The following is an 18,325-nucleotide window of genomic DNA, read 5'->3' on the forward strand; positions in this document are numbered from 1 at the left end:
CTCAACAATTCAAATAACACATTATAAAGTATTGTGACTGCATGCTTATAAAACTGCAATTAAACAACCCTACAAAACTAACATTTTATCAGCATATTTAAAACACAATGGTAACCCAATAGCCATCCACAGAAGCCCATCCGGAAAAAGAATACCAAGTAGAATTAGCAAAGCATAAACGAATATTGCCTATTTTTACCAAAAGCACGTATAATTAATCACCATAGTGCATATCCAGATTAAAAAAAGTATCCTCACAAAAGAATACCATGTCAGAATTAAAAGTGTTTCGTGCATCAGCCGGTTCAGGAAAAACCTATACTCTAACGCAAGAGTACATCAGACTACTTTTCAATAACCCAATGGACTATGCACATACACTGGCAGTTACATTTACCAATAAAGCTACGGCTGAAATGCGTTCCCGCATTTTGTCGACGCTGCATGATTTAAGTTGCGATGCGCCAGGAGCTTACAACTTAAAAAAAGAGCTAAAAAATGAGTTTAATAAAAGTGACAAAGAGATAAGCAGTACTGCTTCTGAACTGTTAAGCATGTTGCTTCACGATTTCTCGCGCTTTTCGATAAGCACCATTGATAGTTTTTTTCAGAAGGTGACACGATCATTTGCCAGAGAAATGGGTCTGCCGGCCAGTTTCCGCTTGGAACTGGAAACAAATCACATTATGCTTCAGGCTATAGACCGCTTAATATTGGAAATGGACGAGCCACAACACAAAGAGGTAAAAGAGTGGCTCATACAGTTTGCGCGTGAGCGGATGGAGAACGACAAAGGATGGAATATTGCAACTGAAATCAGCAGATTAAGTAGTGAAATATTTAAAGAGACATATCAGGCCAATGCATTTAGGCTTTCGTCGCGCATTGGCGATAAAAATTTTTTAGTCGCCTATAAAAGAGCTCTGGAGGAGATAATCCGAAACATTGATGATAAAATCAAAACGATTGGTGCCAAAGGGTTGGAGATTATTGCACAATACAACCTCGACCTGAACAATGATTTTAATGGCAGGAGCCGAACGAAAGTTAAAGTATTTGAGCGGTTTGTGAATCTACAAGACCACTTGAATGCCGAAAAGTTTATTAAGTTGCTTGATGGTGCAGATCAATGGACAAGAAAGGACAATCCAACAGAGAAGAACATTGCCATTGAGGCAGCCTATAATAGCGGACTTCATGCGTTGCTGACAGAAGCCCTTGAGACAATAGAAAATGAAAGTCGTGATTACCATACCGCCAGGTTTATATTGCCGGAATTAAATGCATTGGGAGTGGTTAACGATGTGAATAAAAAGATGATGGAAATATGTCGTGAACAGAATGTATTTCTCATATCAGGCACCAACTTTCTACTCACGCAAATCATCAATCAAAACGAGAGTCCGTTTATTTATGAAAAAACCGGAACCCGATATGCCCACTATATGATGGATGAGTTTCAGGACACCTCGTCACTTCAGTACCTTAATTTTTTGCCACTTATAAATGATACACTCGCCTCGGGAAAATACGCCCTAATGGTTGGCGATGTGAAACAAGCCATCTACCGATGGCGAAATTCAGATTGGAATCTCCTGGCCGAAGCGGTAGAAGAAGATTTCAAACGCTTTGGTCTTGAAGCCAAGACCCTTGACACAAACTGGCGAAGCAACGAAGAAGTAATCAGATTTAACAACAGCTTCTTTAAGATGGCAGCCAAGCTACTACAGCAACAGTTTAACAACCTCATTCCTGAAGAGGAGTCGCAAAACCCGATCCTCCAGAAACTACAAAGCAAAATAGAAAATGCCTATCACGACATTGAGCAGCAGGTTCCAGAATCAGGCATTGACAGCGGTGGCGAGGTTTTCATAAAATTCATAGAAGAGAAGAAGAAAGGTGATTTTGTGGATGCCACGCTTTACCAAACCATACTCCGGGTTGATAAACTTGTTGAATCAGGTAACAAACTATCAGATATTTGTATTCTGGTAAGAAAAAACGAAGAAGCAGTGGCTATTACCAACGCACTGCTTTCTGGCCACTACCAATCCAACGGCGTTACCTATCCTGTAATAAGTAACGAATCACTGATTATTGCCAATTCAGAAGCCATACGACTCATTCTGGCTCAACTACGCTATATACGTAACCCTGAGGACAGTGTTACCGAATCGTTTATACGGATGCATTGGTTAAAAAACCAGCAGGAAATAAAACCAGCTGACAATCTGAACCTAACACCCTACTTTCACGATGCGCAAACAGAGGCACTGTGGGTTAAGCACAAATCAACGATTCTTGATTATCGTGAAAAGCCCATTTACCAGCTTGCTGAAGAGTTGATTCGTTTGTTGCCCGATGATTTGTGTAAAGTACATGGCGTTTACATACAATCGTTCATGAGCCTGCTTTTGAAGTTCATCATCCAGGAATCTGCCGACCTCAACAAGTTTCTGGATTATTGGGATAAGAGCGGCCAACGTGTCTCCTTGTCGGTGCCCGATAACCAGAATGCAATAAGGGTGATGACCATCCATAAAAGTAAAGGTCTGGAGTTTAAAACTGTTATAATTCCATTCGCCAACTGGAATATCAATAGCATGAAACACTACAACCTTTTATGGCTTGAACCACCTAGCGAGCCATTTAATGCCCTCCCACTGGTACCAGTAAAAGCGCAAAAAGACTTGGCAAAATCACATTTTGCTCAAGCCTATCTGGATGAAATCATGCATCAGTATGTTGATAACTTAAACTTAGCCTACGTTGCGCTTACCCGTGCACGTGAGAGTCTCAATATTTTATGTCAGATTCAGCCAAGGGATAATGATAGACCTATGAGCGAATATTCTAATATTTCACAAATAATGCACGCATTCGCACAAGGAAATAATGCACTTGAGCAGTTTCCCAAATGTTATGATGATGACGAATTGGTTTTTCACTTTAAGAAAATGGACTTAAGTATAAGGAAAGCAGAGAAATCTCAGGAATCAAATGAAAAGAAGTCCACTAACCGTGAAATAAATAGTATCACTGCCCCTCCATTTTCGTTCACATCAGGGCAGAAAAGTATTGTGAACCATCTTGAAAGTGAAGAATACTTTCAGCACTCAGACGAGACGGGAAAAATCAATTATGGTAAGATAATGCACCGGATTTTTGAACAGATTGTAAGTGCCAAAGATGTAGACAAGGTGCTATCAGAAATGAAGTTCAAAGGACAAATATCTCAGGAAGAGTCTATAAAACTAAAAAAAGAGATTGAAGTATGGCTAAGCCATCCAAAAGTGGCATCATGGTTTGACGGCAGTTACCAAGTAAAAACAGAGGCTGGCATTCTTGCTGGAGAAATACGGCGTCCGGACCGCGTCATGATTAATAACCATGAAGTATTGGTAGTTGACTACAAATTTGGTGAAACACGCAGTTTTTCGCACCATCAACAGGTAGAGCAATACATGAAACTAATCAGGCAAATGGGTTACGGCAATGTGCGAGGCTGTATCTGGTATGTATCTCAAAATGAAATAGAAGAGGTAAAGTAGAGATATCAATAATAGACTACCAAGATGTGCCGAGCCTACGGCTCTCTTAGAAAATAGACTTCAGCAGTTGAATGGACTAAAGTGCATCCTTACAAAACAGGTACGAGACGACGGCTCTGGCATAAAATGAACTATTTTAAAAAGTTGCGGAGGAATCAGGCATCATCTTTAGGTTTTCCCAGCCGCTTTTTGCGTGTTTTCTTCTTTTCCACAGCAAAACCAAATTTCCCTATCTTTTTCCCAACTTCATAATAATATCCATGCGAATAGGTTATTGGTTTAGCCTTGTCGAGCGAAAAAATTCCGGTTTCAGAATCGAGATATCTATCATCGGCCTTAACATTTACCACTTCGGCAAGGAACATGTGATGCGTGCCAAGGGGAACAATTTCTTTTACTCGGCACTCAATGTTTACAGGCGCCTCCTCTATTGTTGGAGCATTAACTACTGAAGCCTTGCCGGGCGTAAGATTCATGGCCTCAAACTTATTATGTTGACGACCAGAACGCACACCGCACCAATCGGTTGCGTAAGCTAAATCACTGGTTGTAAGATTAATGACAAACTCACCGGTTTTCTTCAATATCTCATAGGAGTGCCTTCCCGGCCGGACAGAGATGTAACACATTGGTGGATCAGAACAGATGGTGCCTGTCCAGGCAATGGTAATGATATTATACTCCTCCGGAACTGCCCCTGTAGAAACCATTACAGCAGGCAGCGGATAGAGCATATTTCCGGGTTTCCAATCTACTTTTGCCATAAACCAACTTCCATTAAACCATCTTCAACTCACTTCGCGAGGTAATCTTCTCACAATAATGACATTTTAGCATCAAATCATTTTTATCCTCTACCCTAAAACGTGTTTTAATAAACTCATTGTTAGTGATACACTTAGGATTAAAACATTTGACAATGCCGATAATTTCATCGGGTATTTCCACATCGCGCTTTTCCACCACTTCATAATCTCTTATTATGTTGAGCTTTGCGTGGGGTGCTACCAGTGAAATTTTGTTGATTTCGCTGTCTTCGAAAAACTTATCAGACACTTTAATAATGGCCTTTTTACCCAGTTTTCTGCTATCAAGGTTTGCCCCAAAAGTTATTTGGTTGGGTATGGTATCCAAACCCAATATGTTAATTACAACAAATAACGATTCGGCAGGAATGTGGTCTATTACCGTACCATTTTCGATGGCACTCACCTGCAATTGTTTATGCTGAGTCATAATCTTCAATTAATAGATAAAACTTATTTCAATCCCATTATTGCTGCAATGATAGCCATCCGCGTGTAAACACCATTTTCGGCCTGCTTAAAATAATAAGCCTTAGGACTGGCATCCACATCGGTATGAATTTCATTTACGCGAGGTAGCGGGTGTAAAACCCGAAGATTCTCCTTGGTATTTGCCAACATCGCATTTTTCAGCACATATGCATTCTTTACCCTTTCGTACTCCATAGGATCTGAAAACCGCTCCTTTTGAACCCTTGTCATATACAAAATATCTGCTTTATCAAGGTTATTCATTTCTGTTTGCTCTACAAAAGCGATATTTTTCTTTTCGAGAAAGATTTTATACTCCTTAGGAATGGCAAGTTCTGCCGGAGCCACAAAATGGAAACGGGGATTGAAATGTGACAGAGCCATAAGCAGCGAATGCACAGTTCTTCCATATTTTAAGTCGCCAACCATAAAAACAGTGAGATTCTCGAGTGTTCCCTGCGTTTTTTGAATTGAATAGAGATCCAGCAGGGTTTGAGTGGGATGTTGATTGGCTCCATCGCCAGCATTTATAACCGGTACATCAGCTTGTTCAGAAGCATAACGGGCACTACCTTCAAGAGGATGGCGCATCACAATTAAATCGGCATAGTTGCTCACCATTTTAATTGTATCTTTTACAGTTTCCCCTTTTGAAGTAGATGAAGAAGCTGAATCGGAGAAACCAATCACCCTTGCACCCAACCGGTTTATAGCCGTTTCAAAACTCAACCGGGTGCGTGTTGAAGGCTCAAAGAACAGACTTGCAACAACCTTATCGCGCATAACAGGTTGATTTGGATTTGCTTCAAAATGCGCTGCCAATTCCAGAATGTGTAGGATTTCATCTCTGGAATAGTCACTAATAGATACCAGGCTCTTGTTCTTCATAGGAATACAATTTGGGTAATAGAAGAAAATATACAGACAAAAAAAGACCCAATCGGAATGATCGGGCGAATGCGGCAAAAACGACATCGAAAGAGACAAAAAAATGAGAAAACCAAACGTGGAGAAATGAGTTCTTTCTCTCAAAAATCACCCTGTATGAATCGGGTAACCTCATTGTTCTGATTTGCCTGAAGTTTTGCATTTCAGAAAACAAATGTAACTAAAATCCCAATCACATGTAAAGATAAAAATCAGATTTTACTCAACCAATCATCAGAAAATAGCAACAAACTATTAACCAAACAAAACCATTTGTGCTAAACGGATAATTTTGTCATTCCTCCTCTCTGAATTGCCCAATCGCCCTTTAATTGGTAACTTTGAAATTCACAAAACCAAGACCCAACGTTTCTTATGAGATGTAATCAAGAGTCTTTAAAACAAATTAAATTCTATTATCCAACTTATAATATAAAACTTAAATGGATACTGCACAGAAATTATCACAAGAACTTATCGACTATATACATGATGGTGCATCACCTTTTCATGTGGTAGATAAAACAGCTTTGATGCTTGATCAGGCCGGGTTTCAACCACTGAATTTGAGAGAGAAGTGGCAACTAAAACAGGGCGGAAAATATTATACCACCCGCAATGACTCATCAATATTTGCATTTATTGTAGGCACAGGCGAACCTGAGGAGGAAGGATTCAGGATTATTGCAGCACATAGTGATTCTCCTTCGTTCAAGTTAAAGCCGTCACCGGAGATTGGTGTTGATGGCCATTACATTAAACTCAACACCGAAGTTTATGGCGGCCCTATATTAATGACCTGGCTCGACCGGCCACTCTCTTTGGCCGGACGCGTAAGTCTTAAAGGGGGGCATCCCCTTTGGCCCGACAACAGACTTGTAAACTTTAACCGTCCACTCCTTACCATTCCCAGCCTTGCCATCCACCTGAACCGTTCAGTGAACGAAGGTGTAGAGCTAAAGAGACAAACCCACATGTTACCGCTGTTGGGAATTATGCCTGATGAAACACACAAAAATGGACTTATAAAACATCTGTTGTCAGAAGAGTTGGGCGTGGATAGCGATGAAATTCTGGATTTTGACCTTACTTTAAATGAGTATAACCGTGGATGTCTGATGGGGCTTCACAACGAACTCATTTCCAGCCCAAAGCTTGACAATTTGGCCATGACACACGCCGGGCTGCTAAGTCTTTTGACCAGCAAGCCGGGCAAAGCTACGCAAATGCTATGCATATTTGATAATGAGGAAGTTGGCAGTTTAACCAAACAGGGTGCTGACTCACCTGTATTTAGACACATTTTTGAGCGGATATTGGGTCAGTTTGGTAAATCGGGCGAGCAGTTTTACCGAACTGTGTACAACTCATTCATGATATCGGCGGATATGGCACACAGTGTTCATCCAAACTTTACTGAAAAACATGATCCTGTATTACATCCCCTCATCAACAAAGGTCCGGTCATAAAAATCACTGCCAATCAAAAATACACCAGCGACAGCGACAGTATCGCCGTATTTGAATCCATTTGCCAACGCGCAGATGTTCCATACCAAAAATTTGTGAACCATTCAGATATTGTTGGCGGTTCAACACTCGGTAACGTATCTACCGGTCAGCTGGACATCCGAAGTGTAGATGTTGGCAATCCCATGCTTGCGATGCACTCTGTAAGAGAACTTGCAGGCGTGAAAGATCATGAGTATATCATACGAGCGTTTAGTGAGTTTTATTCTTTATAAATGATTTAGCCGCCAGTCGTTTTTTTTCGGTTGGCGGCTTATACCATTATATGGCTTATTCCTGATTAGAGATCACGTATAAGTAAATCAGGATGAAACTCGCCGCACATTACTGGATTCATCATATACCTAATAACCTGAGCACCTGCAACAAACCATACATTGTCCAATTCCAGTGCAAAATCAATAAACTCTTCGATTACAGCCCTTCTTTCTGCAGCATCAACTATATTTAAAAAACTGCTTTCATTAAATCCATCCACGTAAAACTGGCTGTGCATTCCAATGGTCATTGGCGCCCTGTTTCCATTGTAATTCAGCAAGAGAGTGTGCTTTAGCACCTCCAAAGATTGGCTTCTGTTAAACAGCCATCCTGCGGGAGGCTTTGCCCACATATTATAATCCAGACCCGTTACCAAACCGTTGTTTGCAGACATAATGGAATCCATGTGACCCCTTACAGTATGGGGTGCTTTAAAAGAGTAACAAGGCAATTGCCAAAGGCCTGGATGTGATGTTATATTGGTATTGTGATTGAGAGTCCACCAGCTATTTACTATCCCTGATGCCCCGTTATCCATAGTGAAAGGCCAGATATACTCACCCGGACCAGTTCGAGATTCAGTAATTGAACAATCATATAAAAACCCCATAGAGTTGATTACCGTAAACACTGTATCACTCCAAGCCAAATAAGGTGTTCTAAAACCAACCACATCATCAGCACTCAAACCAATATGTTTGACCAAATCATTGTTCAGCTCTTTAACAACCAGCGAAACAGAATCCAAACCAATCCTTACTTGCCCCTCACCTACCATTCCGCGAACCATGTATGCATGGTTTGATGTATGATTGCCCAACTCATGCCCCAGTTTAAGAGCTTTGATATGGGCATTTACGAGATCTACAGATGAAGAGTCGGACCAATTGACAGAGGCTCGTGAGTTTGAATAAAATGACATCCGTAAAGAGCTCCCGTCCTTATGCTTTCTCGAAGCCAAATAATCCAGAATCCAGTTAAGACCTTCGGCAGAAGTATTGTCGTCAGAACCTAACACAATAAACTGGGGTACCTGACTGTTTGGAAAGTTGCCAGGATTTACAACTGATTCCGGGTGATTGTGTCTGTTTTGAGCAACTAACATAATTGAAAAAACAGATATCAGCACAAGAAAGGAAATTCGTTTATACATTGGCTTCTTATTTTAGTTGATAATAGAACAAAGAATTGAAGTGATAGGGTTTATTAGTTTAGAGTTTAGAGTTGAGGGTTAGGGTTTAGGGTTGAGGGCATCATGTGCAGTTTCCATCATTAAAAAGAATGCTTGCCCTTCGGTGGAATGCGTTGGAACGGAATAGGATGGTGGCCCGGGAACACCATTGACAAAGCCAAAATCATCAATCTGGGTGTTTACTGCTTCGCGCATTCGCAGTGCGGTATTCAAATAACTATTGCTCAGCCATCCCTGTTTAACACCTTTAAAAATGGTGTACGCCACGCGCATCGCCAAACTGGATTCTACACAAGTTGAGTCATCGTCCAAAGTATCGTGAAACAAGTAATCGACTCTCATAACTTTAAAACACCCTTCCAGATGCTCTTTTACGCAATTCACAAGTATTGATTTTTCATTCGCCATAGTCTCAGGCAGATATTCGATTAATTTTGCCATCCCGTGTAATGCATGACCATTGGCCAAACCCCATAATCTGCTACTTGTGATAGATTGAAGCTCCTCATTCCATCTATACGCAAAAAGAGATTTTTCTTTTATCCATAAGCGATTGCGAATGCCTATAATTTGTTTCAGTGCATCGTGCGCGTGACCAGCAAAAGCAAAAAATGGCGGAGCCATATACATTGAGTCTGCCCATAGTTCCGGTCCATGATGCGAATGATAAATCAATCCATCTTTTGATTGCGGTGCATGGTTAATTAAATAGTTAAGCATCTTGTCAGTAGCATTCACCATCTCCTTATTATTCAGCAAAGCAGCCGTTCGCAAAACCGCTTCGCCTGAAGCAGCAGAGTCGGTAATACCATTCGCAACCCCCAATACGGCCAGTCGCCCATCCGAATCCTGCCTCACCACAGCCTCTTTAGCCAGTAACACCATCATCGACACATCGCCAATCTCAACAAATGCCTGCGCGGCAATGCCGTGTTCCCAGTTTTGTTTTTGCATTGAGAGCATGGCAAGCATTACTTTTCGCCTGATGGGGGTGTAAAACGCATCTATACAAGCGCTATCACCAGCTTTGATTTTGGCGGCATTAACAAATGATGGCAGCAGGAAGAGTCCACCAAACCATCCAGATTTAACTATAAAATCCCGTCTAATCATAACAACAATAAATTTAATCAGTTACTTTAAAATTGAATGAAGCATCCGGTTTCATTTACGGAAACCAGATGCTTTTCCCCGATTAATCAGATGTGTTAACCAGCTTTTTTCGGGATTTTTAGTTTTCCAGAGGTTTAAATACCCAAACCCATCCCGGGCTCCATACAACGCCAGGCATAAATAGCACCAAACGGTCGGCCGTAAACTCTTTAATATGGTACTCTTTGCTACCTGTTGAGCTAACTCCGCCACCCTCGACACCTAAGATATTTGCAGGCCCCATAATTCTTAACGTCGAAAAATCGGCATTAAATACCCAAGTACTGCCTGTAACGGGATCAGCGTCGGGCGATGCGTAGTAGGTGAAATTAGGTTTACCTTCCAAATCAAAGACAATCCTTCCATTACCATCGGTAGGATCGCCCGGCGCCCACCAAAAGGCATTCCAGTCGGCATCAGTCATATACCAATATCTGTCAGCAACTGACTTATCAAACACCCAAGTCTTGCTTCCTTCACCAACGAGATAGCCATACTGCGCAGGAACATCCTTATCCAAAACAGCTATGTCCACGTCGATGGTTTTGGTGATGTACTCAACAAGATTCAGATCACCATCTGGGATATATCCGGAAGAAACAACATAAGTAAACGTTTGAGTTCCAGTGATAGGATACAATACTTCAACCTCATTGCTAAACCCTTTACCAATTGTATAATCCCAATATCCTGTCACTCCGGGTGTATTGAGCTTAAGTGTAAACAAGTTGCTTCCAGGCGACGCGTGAACCACACTCAACTCAATCTTATCCGCTTCAAAGGAGTTGCTAAGAAGCTCTCTCTCTTCAATTGGGTCGCAGGAGGTGGATATAACTATAATTGCTGCTATAGCCCAGTTAATTAATTTCAATGATTTCATTTTTCAGTAGTTTAGAATTTGACATAGAAATACTACCAGCCCGGATTTGGCTCATAAACACCATTTGACAAACGAATTTCCGACTCCGGGATTGGAACCAGTCCCTTGATTTCGGGTCTGTAACTCACCGAGTGCGTGGCTTGCACACCCACATTGGTAACAGGTGCTACACGTGAATAATAGTTATTGGCATTGTTCTCCACATCGCCCCACCTAACAAGATCGAACCAGCGAATACCTTCAAAGGCAAACTCGTACATTCTTTCTTTCTTTAAAGCATCGAGTGAATACGCAACAGGCTCAAGTCCGGCTCTGGCGCGAACGGCATTCAAGCCCGAAGCAGTTTCGGTGAGTTCTGAATGCATCAGCAGCACATCCGCATAACGCAGGTAATAGAAATCCTGCGCTGCCCATAACATATAGCTATCACTATTTGAACCAGGTCCATACATATAAAAGAACATACCTTTTACCCCGTCAGGCCCGTTGTGCTGCAACTGAATGTACTTTTTATTTACTAAACCAGTTTGAAGCACACCATTGTTAGCTACCGGATCATAATTTCCAACACCTTCATCGGAAGCAGAAAAATCAAGTACAGAACCTTTTTTGCGTGGATCATTATTTGGCCACTCCCCATAGAAAACAGGGTTAACAGAACCCCATCCCCAACCCTGACCATAAGGTATCAGCCCCTGACCACGAACAGAAAAAAACAATACAGCCCAGTTTCTGTATTTGGTATCGGTTCCCCACTCACCAAAAGAGTATCTTTTGGCAAACATAACCTCTGAGTTACCAGTGCCGATAACAGAGTTGGGTCCATCCTGTCCAACCCACTCCAATCCTTCGCTTGCTGCCCACGGCAACACAGATGCTCCAGCGCTTTTATTCACATGTGCGTACGGCCATAAGTTTCTGAAATCAGATACCAACGCATATCCACTGGAATTGATGACATCTTCAAGGTGCTGGATAACATCGGCTTTGGAAATCACAGTTCCATCAGGCAAAGGAAGTTCACTTGAGGTAACTTTAGAGATGTTTGACATGTATCCGGTATAGTGCAAAAATGTTCGAGCCAAATAAGCTTTTGCAACCCAACGGTTTGCATGACCATAATCGTTTGAAGCGATTGATCCTGCAGTAATTTCGGGCATGAGGGTAGCCGCCTTTAAAAAATCCTCGGCAATTTGACCAAATGTTTCAGTTAATGACGACCTTGGAACATCGCGTGGAGCTTCAGTTGAATTGATTAATGGCATACCACCGAAAAATCTTGCAGCACGAAACATCAAAAATCCCCTCATAAAATAGGCTTCACCCAGAGCATTATTGCGAAAACTCTCTGCCTGTGAAGGGGCAGAAAAATAATCTGCAAACGAAACATTTTCAAGGGCTTCAATTATGCTATTGGCACGATAAACGCCATTATAAGTTTCCTGCCACAGCGGACGAAAAGTATCTTCTGACGGGTCGATGAAATTGGCAAGGTTGGCCGCAAAAAGGTCATCGGCACCACCTCCTGAGAACATCAGATCCCCAAGCAAGCTGGCGGCAATATGCTCATCTGCCAATCCGGTATTTGTGTACACATAAAGTGCATTGTAAACACCTGCCATGGCCTCAGAAATATCAGTAGGCGTGCGGTAAAAATTGCCGGTGCTTTTGTTAAAAAGGTTCGTTGTATCAAGATGATCATCGCAACTGATAAAAAGCAAGCCTATGCAAACAGTTGCCAGATATATTATTTTTTTCATTTTATTGTAATTTAATGGTTTACATGCGCCAATCATTGTAATTTAACTGTGTTCTCTTAATGATTTGGCCATCAGAAAAATCCCAAGTTGGAACCTTGTTCAATCAAGACTTAAAAAGTGACTGTTAGCCCACCCATTACAGTACGAGGTAGAGGATACAGTCCCAAATCGATGCCAGAAGCCCATGAATCAGGCGCATACCCGACTTCAGGATCCATTCCATCGTATTTTGTGAAAGTGTACAAGTTGTTAACCGAGAGATAAATTGCAGCTGATTGTATCCAGTTGACTTTGCCAAGCAACTTATCAAAACGGTAGCCAAAAGTCAGGTTAGTAACTCTTAAATAATCGGCATCGTGCATATAAACATCAGAGATGTATGTACTATTTGCATTGGCAACGGCACTAAGTCTTGGAAGTCTGTTTGATGTGCCCTCCCCGTGCCAGCGATTGAGTACCGATGAGGGATAGTTCTCCATGGGTGATCCGGCGAAATCTCTGTACGACTGCATCACCTGCATACCAGACTTACCCACAAGCGTTGTATTTACATAAAACCCCTTGAATTCAGCATTTAGTTGAAGCCCCATCTCAAAATCGGGATGCGGACTGCCAAGTTTCACCTTGTCATTGTCATCAATAATACCATCGTTGTTCTGATCCACAAATCTTAAATCTCCGGGTCTTCGCGGCACGTCAGCTTCAGAGCCTATAACAATTGGCGATCCATTTGCCGTGACGTAATTATCCACATCCTGCTGATTTTGCAGCACACCATTGGTTTTGAATCCGTAGAAATAGCCTATTGGCTGACCTACCGATACGCGCGACACATAAGCAGTTCCCTGCGACAACGCATTTGGTTCGCCAATGATAATACCTTCAGCATTATCCAGACGGGTAACTTTATTCACGTTTTTGGCGCCACTTATTGAAAACCCATACTTTAAGTCGCCAATGTTATCATTCCATGATATGGCTAACTCAAAGCCTTTATTCTGCACATCGCCACCATTTATATAGGGAGCACCTGCACCACTGGTACCAAGAATAGGTGCCTTTACAAGCCAATCTTTTGTTGTTTTCTTATACCAATCGAGGTTTAATCCCATTCGGGAGTTGAACATTCTGGCATCTAATCCAAAATTTAACTGTTCCGAAGTTTCCCACTTCACATTAGAATTTGGTATATTTTCAGGGATTGCTGTTCCCGATGACACAAGCTTATCAGACCCAAAATAGTAACCTTTGGACAGGTAGCTAATGTTTGAGGCATAGATAAAATTGGGGATTGACTGGTTACCATTCTGTCCCCAGCTGGCACGTATCTTACCAAACGTTAACCAATCGATTCCGGACAAGAACTCCTCTTCGGTAAAATTCCATCCGGTTGACACAGATGGAAAATAACCCCATCGGTTTTCTTTTGTGAAATTTGAAGAACCATCGGCACGAAAAGTCACATCGAGCATGTACTTTTCAGAGTAGTTGTATGACAATCGACTCATATAAGACATTAAACCACCACCCTGAGCAGCCCAATCTCTTCCGGAAGCACTGATATCACCAACACTTTCAACCACCTGCACATTATCCAGATAAGCATACTGCGGTAAACCAAATGCAGTTTTTGCCTTTGAGGCACTTACATTTGTACTCAAAACGTTTTTAAGCATCTCAGTACCTGCCAACACATTAAATTTATGATTCTCGATTCTCCAATCGTAAGTTAACGTAATTGTCCAGGTATAATTCACGCCCTGATACATTGATTGTGTAACCCCATCGTTTGGCCGGCGCGACAAATCGCCGAGTTCATACACCGGATTATATGAGCGGTTATGGCCAAACCATGAATTAACGCCAAACGAAGAGCGATATCTTAAATCCTTCACCGGTTCAAGAACAGCATAAGCATTTCCATTAATGGAGTTTCCTTTTCCCCAGTTATAGTTGCTGTTAAAATACATTCGCGCAACCGGATTATGTTGATTTCTGGAGATGCCTTCGAGTGTCGGACCATATCCATTTGTAAGTCTATTAATTTCGTGCCGGTCGTAATGCAATGGCATAAACGGGTTGGCTACAATGGCATTGTGAAGGTCGTTCCAATATATATCGCCAGTTGCAACGGTTCTGTTTTGCGTGTTAGTATAGGTAAAATTCTCTCCTATGGTAAGCACGTTGTGCCTCTCGTTTTTAAAGAGAATCATTTCAGTATTCAAACGGGCAGTTATACGTCGATATCCAGCATTGGTGATATCACCACCGATGATGCCATCCTGATCAAAATAAGAAAACCCCAGTGCATAGGTTACATCCTCGCTTGCTCCAGTAATATTTACCGAATGACTCTGCATAGGCGCATTTGATTTTGTCATCTCTTTTACCCAATCGGTTCCGGTCCAGCCATTTTGCAGTTTATCCCAAACATGCTGGCCATACTCTGTGCCAATATTCCCAGGAAACGTGCTATTTAAATAAGCATTTCCATTAACAATCATATGCTCCCAATCGAAAGGCGTTGCACCATCGTTGATACGGGCTTCATTAAAAATATACATATACTCCTGAGCGTTAAGCACCGAAGGCTTTTTATAGAGATTTTGAACGCCATAGTATGCATCATAGGTAACTCTTGGTTTAGCACCGGCTCGTCCTTTTCGGGTAGTTACCAATATTACGCCATTTGCGGCCCGTGAGCCATAAATGGCCGCTGAAGCAGCATCTTTGAGCACATCAATTGATTCAATATCTGAAGAGCTTAAGTGATTAATGTTTGAAACCGCTACACCATCAACAATGTATAGAGGTGCAGCATCGCCAATGGTTCCCATTCCACGGATGGTAACTTTAGTTCCAGCACCGGGCGCTCCATGATTTCGGGTGACTTGCACACCGGGCGCAACACCCTGCAAGGCCTCCATTGCAGTGGAAGTATTTAGCTCTGCAATCTGCTCACCTCTAATGTTTACATTTGCACCTGTTACAAGAGCTCTGCGCTGTACCCCGTAGCCAATGACTACTACCTCGTCTAAATCTGACAAAAAATCGCGCATAACGATATTAAGTTGAGAAGCAGTACCAACCAAGACCTCCTGTGTCTCCATTCCAACGAATGAAAACACCAAAACAGAGTGGCCACCATTCACATCAATTGAGTAGCGACCGTCAAAATCAGTAACGACTCCATTTGTCGTACCCTTTTCCATAACGGTTAGTCCGGGCACAGGCTCATTTTTGGTATCCGTTACGATACCACTGACGCGTTGCTGAGCATACGTTGTAAGGCCAAACAAAAGGCTGAGAATCAACAACAGGTTTTTTCTTTTCATAGCATTGCTGTTAGTTAAAATTGTTTGAATCGGTTTGAGAAGACTCATCGTTGAATGAATATTCCATTTAAATCATTGTCATTCAGATGTAAACCCTAGGGTTATTCCAACTTATCCTCGTTAGGAATACTGGTATTGCGCAAACTTCTGTACAAAACTGTTAATTTTTACAATCAAATGCAAGCGATTGCACAATTTATTTTATACATTTGCATTTCCAACATCAGAATCAAACAATTTTAATCGTTCATTAAACCTATTAAGAGGCATCATTTAAACAGCTTTAGAGAAGATTTCAAAAAAATAAACAGTCATAAGTACGCTTTATCTGTGGTTTAAGCAAAACTTATTTAATTGTGAAGCCACATAAATCACACAGCTTATGCAAAACAAAACCAGTGCAATTGCTTGCATTCTTTCAGACAAAATAGAAAATATTACATATTACAACCAGGAATAATGGATAAAATCTGAATGTTGATAAGGAAACTAAGCGCTTGTATTGTTAAAATTCTTTAACAAAAAAACTGGAGTTTTTAAGTCAGTCATTAAAATTGAAAATTGTATAACTTTAATAACAGCGAGGTATGAAAACGAAGATCTATGTTTTAATCATGTTTACATTGATTCTATTTTATCAATGCGTAGAACACAAAACAAATAACATGAATGGCATTTTACTGGTAAACCATATTGGTTATGACACGCATGGTGCAAAAAGACTAATATTTCAAACCAATGAAACAACAAAGCCTGACATATTCAAACTCATCAATCGAAATGGAGATGTTGTTTATTCAGGCGTATTCTCAGAAGGTGGTGTAACAGCCAATTGGTACACCGGGTCGGCCTTTGCCGGCGACTTTTCTGAATTCAACACACCGGGTGACTACAAAGCACAGGTAAAGTACTTGGGGAACACCATCGAGAGTGAGTATTTTTCCATCAACAAAAACATTCTGCCATCTTCTACTTTAGACCTATTGGTTTCAGGGATTAATTCGCAGAGAAATGCAGGCGTATATGAGGAGACAGATAAACAAATGAGCTTTTTTGGAGACAGAACAGACATCGTTGATGTGAGTGGCGGATGGTACGATGCTTCGGGTGACAGAAGCAAGTATTTAAGTCATCTCAGCTATGCCAACTTCATGAATCCCCAACAAGCTCCCATGATTGTTTGGAACTTTCTGGAAGCTGCCCAACAACTTGAAAGAGCTAATTTTAACACATCGGGTAGTGCACGGGCAAAAATGGTAAAGGAAGCGATTCATGGCGCTGACTGGCTTGTAAGAATGCAAGATGCGAGCGGATATTTCTATATTAATGTATTCGACAACTGGTCGTGGGATCCTTTAAAAAGAGAGATTTCTGCCTACATTGGTCAGGAAGGCTACAAAAACGACAATTACCAGGCAGGTTACCGCGAAGGCGGAGCTATGGCCATTGCAGCACTGGCAAGGGCGGCAGCTAATGAATTAAACGGGGAGTTTTCTGCTGAGACTTATCTTTTGGCAGCTAAGAAGGGTTTTCACCACCTCGAAAAAAGCAATTTGCAATACATTGCCAACGGTAAAGAGAATATCATAGATGATTATTGCGCACTTTTGGCAGCAACAGAGCTTTACTATGCCACTTCAGATGAGATTTATTTAAATGCTGCACGCAAACGAATGAACCAGTTGACAAACAGAATTACCGATGATAATAACGTAAAAGGGTATTGGCGAGCGGATGATGACAATATGCGTCCATATTTTCATGCAGCTGAAGCAGGATTGCCAATAATATCTCTGGTAAGGTATCTTGAAATTGAAAAAGACATTCTCAACCGGGACAAAGCAATACAGGCAATTTCAGATGCGGTAAACTTTGAGCTCAGTGTTACCGGGGAGGTTAACAACCCTTTTGGATACGCTCGGCAATATGTGAAAGCCACGAATGAAGCAGAGAAACGTACCGCATTTTTTATCCCTCAAAACAACGAAACAGGCTATTGGTGGCAAGGCGAAAATGCCAGATTGGCCTCATTGGCAGCTGCTCTTTACATGGCACAGCCATACATCAATCAATCAAAAAGAAGTGATGCATCACTCTATGCCTCAAATCAGATAAACTGGATTTTGGGACTAAACCCTTATGATATGTGTATGGTCGATGGCATTGGCCGGAACAATCCGAAGTACACCGAAGGCGATGGCGAATTAAATGTAAAAGGCTGCGTATGTAATGGCATAACAGCTGGTATTGGTGACGAAACAAACATCGCCTTCAGACCCGAACCTTACGGAAACGACCCTTCGCATAAATGGAGATGGGCTGAACAATGGTTACAACATGGCTCATGGCTGATGCTGGCAATTGCCTCATCATTGTGATGGGAAATCAGTACCATGAACTACATCTGTCAAACAACAGGAATTGCATCAATAGTAACAGTTCGTATTATATGAGATTTAACAC

At 41.5% G+C, this 18,325-nt stretch carries 11 protein-coding genes; 3 read left to right on the forward strand and 8 right to left on the reverse strand.

The window, feature by feature from the left end; all coding sequences use genetic code 11:
• Positions 1 to 269: 269 nt before the first annotated feature.
• Positions 270 to 3,551 (forward strand): UvrD-helicase domain-containing protein, encoded by a 3,282-nt coding sequence (locus tag ALKIM_RS0116665; protein ID WP_026475640.1) that lies wholly within the window; start codon positions 270 to 272, stop codon positions 3,549 to 3,551.
• A 155-nt stretch (positions 3,552 to 3,706) separates the two neighbouring features.
• On the opposite strand, the gene ALKIM_RS0116670 is transcribed toward ALKIM_RS0116665, so the two are convergent.
• Genes ALKIM_RS0116670 through pyrB form a run of 3 tightly spaced genes read right to left on the reverse strand, consistent with a single transcriptional unit; the run spans position 3,707 to position 5,716 of the window.
• Positions 3,707 to 4,315, reverse strand: a complete 609-nt coding sequence (locus ALKIM_RS0116670; protein WP_026475641.1) for a flavin reductase family protein — start codon at positions 4,313 to 4,315, stop codon at positions 3,707 to 3,709.
• A 13-nt stretch (positions 4,316 to 4,328) separates the two neighbouring features.
• Positions 4,329 to 4,787 (reverse strand): aspartate carbamoyltransferase regulatory subunit, encoded by a 459-nt coding sequence (gene pyrI / locus ALKIM_RS0116675; protein ID WP_026475642.1) that lies wholly within the window; start codon positions 4,785 to 4,787, stop codon positions 4,329 to 4,331.
• A gap of 23 nt (positions 4,788 to 4,810) precedes the next feature.
• Positions 4,811 to 5,716, reverse strand: coding sequence for an aspartate carbamoyltransferase (gene pyrB, locus ALKIM_RS0116680; RefSeq protein ID WP_026475643.1), 906 nt, complete (start codon positions 5,714 to 5,716; stop codon positions 4,811 to 4,813).
• Between the two features lie 482 nt (positions 5,717 to 6,198).
• On the opposite strand from pyrB, the gene ALKIM_RS0116685 reads away from it, so the two are divergent.
• Complete coding sequence (locus tag ALKIM_RS0116685) at positions 6,199 to 7,500, forward strand: M18 family aminopeptidase (RefSeq protein WP_026475644.1); 1,302 nt, start codon at positions 6,199 to 6,201, stop codon at positions 7,498 to 7,500.
• A gap of 65 nt (positions 7,501 to 7,565) precedes the next feature.
• Here the strand turns inward: ALKIM_RS0116685 and ALKIM_RS0116690 are convergent, their stop codons facing one another.
• The 5 genes from ALKIM_RS0116690 to ALKIM_RS0116710 all read right to left on the reverse strand — a co-directional run bounded on the left by ALKIM_RS0116690 (position 7,566) and on the right by ALKIM_RS0116710 (position 15,862).
• A complete protein-coding gene (locus ALKIM_RS0116690; protein ID WP_026475645.1) occupies positions 7,566 to 8,696 on the reverse strand; it encodes a polysaccharide deacetylase family protein in 1,131 nt (376 codons plus the stop codon).
• A 78-nt stretch (positions 8,697 to 8,774) separates the two neighbouring features.
• On the reverse strand, positions 8,775 to 9,848 hold the full coding sequence (locus tag ALKIM_RS18970) for a glycoside hydrolase family 88 protein (protein WP_052345618.1): 1,074 nt from the start codon (positions 9,846 to 9,848) through the stop codon (positions 8,775 to 8,777).
• Positions 9,849 to 9,966: 118 nt separating this feature from the next.
• Positions 9,967 to 10,767 carry a hypothetical protein gene (locus tag ALKIM_RS0116700; RefSeq protein ID WP_026475646.1) on the reverse strand — a complete coding sequence of 267 codons (801 nt, stop codon included), beginning with the start codon at positions 10,765 to 10,767 and terminating at the stop codon, positions 9,967 to 9,969.
• 32 nt (positions 10,768 to 10,799) lie between these two features.
• Positions 10,800 to 12,527: a RagB/SusD family nutrient uptake outer membrane protein gene (locus tag ALKIM_RS0116705; protein ID WP_026475647.1), complete on the reverse strand. Its 1,728-nt coding sequence runs from the start codon at positions 12,525 to 12,527 to the stop codon at positions 10,800 to 10,802.
• 110 nt (positions 12,528 to 12,637) lie between these two features.
• The gene (locus tag ALKIM_RS0116710; protein WP_026475648.1) at positions 12,638 to 15,862 is read right to left on the reverse strand and encodes a SusC/RagA family TonB-linked outer membrane protein; all 3,225 of its coding nucleotides are present in this window, start codon (positions 15,860 to 15,862) and stop codon (positions 12,638 to 12,640) included.
• Between the two features lie 665 nt (positions 15,863 to 16,527).
• On the opposite strand from ALKIM_RS0116710, the gene ALKIM_RS0116715 reads away from it, so the two are divergent.
• Positions 16,528 to 18,240, forward strand: a complete 1,713-nt coding sequence (locus ALKIM_RS0116715; protein WP_026475649.1) for a glycoside hydrolase family 9 protein — start codon at positions 16,528 to 16,530, stop codon at positions 18,238 to 18,240.
• Positions 18,241 to 18,325: the final 85 nt, after the last annotated feature.

It is taken from the genome of Alkaliflexus imshenetskii DSM 15055, assembly GCF_000517065.1.
In the GTDB taxonomy this organism is placed as follows: domain Bacteria; phylum Bacteroidota; class Bacteroidia; order Bacteroidales; family Marinilabiliaceae; genus Alkaliflexus; species Alkaliflexus imshenetskii.

What these genes read in the sequence shown, in the direction of transcription:
- ALKIM_RS0116705 (WP_026475647.1), bottom strand. Translation starts at nt 12,527, where the DNA reads ATGAAAAAAATAATATATCTGGCAACTGTTTGCATAGGCTTGCTTTTT.
- pyrB (WP_026475643.1), bottom strand. Translation starts at nt 5,716, where the DNA reads ATGAAGAACAAGAGCCTGGTATCTATTAGTGACTATTCCAGAGATGAA.
- pyrI (WP_026475642.1), bottom strand. Translation starts at nt 4,787, where the DNA reads ATGACTCAGCATAAACAATTGCAGGTGAGTGCCATCGAAAATGGTACG.
- ALKIM_RS0116665 (WP_026475640.1), top strand. Translation starts at nt 270, where the DNA reads ATGTCAGAATTAAAAGTGTTTCGTGCATCAGCCGGTTCAGGAAAAACC.
- ALKIM_RS0116710 (WP_026475648.1), bottom strand. Translation starts at nt 15,862, where the DNA reads ATGAAAAGAAAAAACCTGTTGTTGATTCTCAGCCTTTTGTTTGGCCTT.
- ALKIM_RS18970 (WP_052345618.1), bottom strand. Translation starts at nt 9,848, where the DNA reads ATGATTAGACGGGATTTTATAGTTAAATCTGGATGGTTTGGTGGACTC.
- ALKIM_RS0116715 (WP_026475649.1), top strand. Translation starts at nt 16,528, where the DNA reads ATGAATGGCATTTTACTGGTAAACCATATTGGTTATGACACGCATGGT.
- ALKIM_RS0116670 (WP_026475641.1), bottom strand. Translation starts at nt 4,315, where the DNA reads ATGGCAAAAGTAGATTGGAAACCCGGAAATATGCTCTATCCGCTGCCT.
- ALKIM_RS0116690 (WP_026475645.1), bottom strand. Translation starts at nt 8,696, where the DNA reads ATGTATAAACGAATTTCCTTTCTTGTGCTGATATCTGTTTTTTCAATT.
- ALKIM_RS0116685 (WP_026475644.1), top strand. Translation starts at nt 6,199, where the DNA reads ATGGATACTGCACAGAAATTATCACAAGAACTTATCGACTATATACAT.
- ALKIM_RS0116700 (WP_026475646.1), bottom strand. Translation starts at nt 10,767, where the DNA reads ATGAAATCATTGAAATTAATTAACTGGGCTATAGCAGCAATTATAGTT.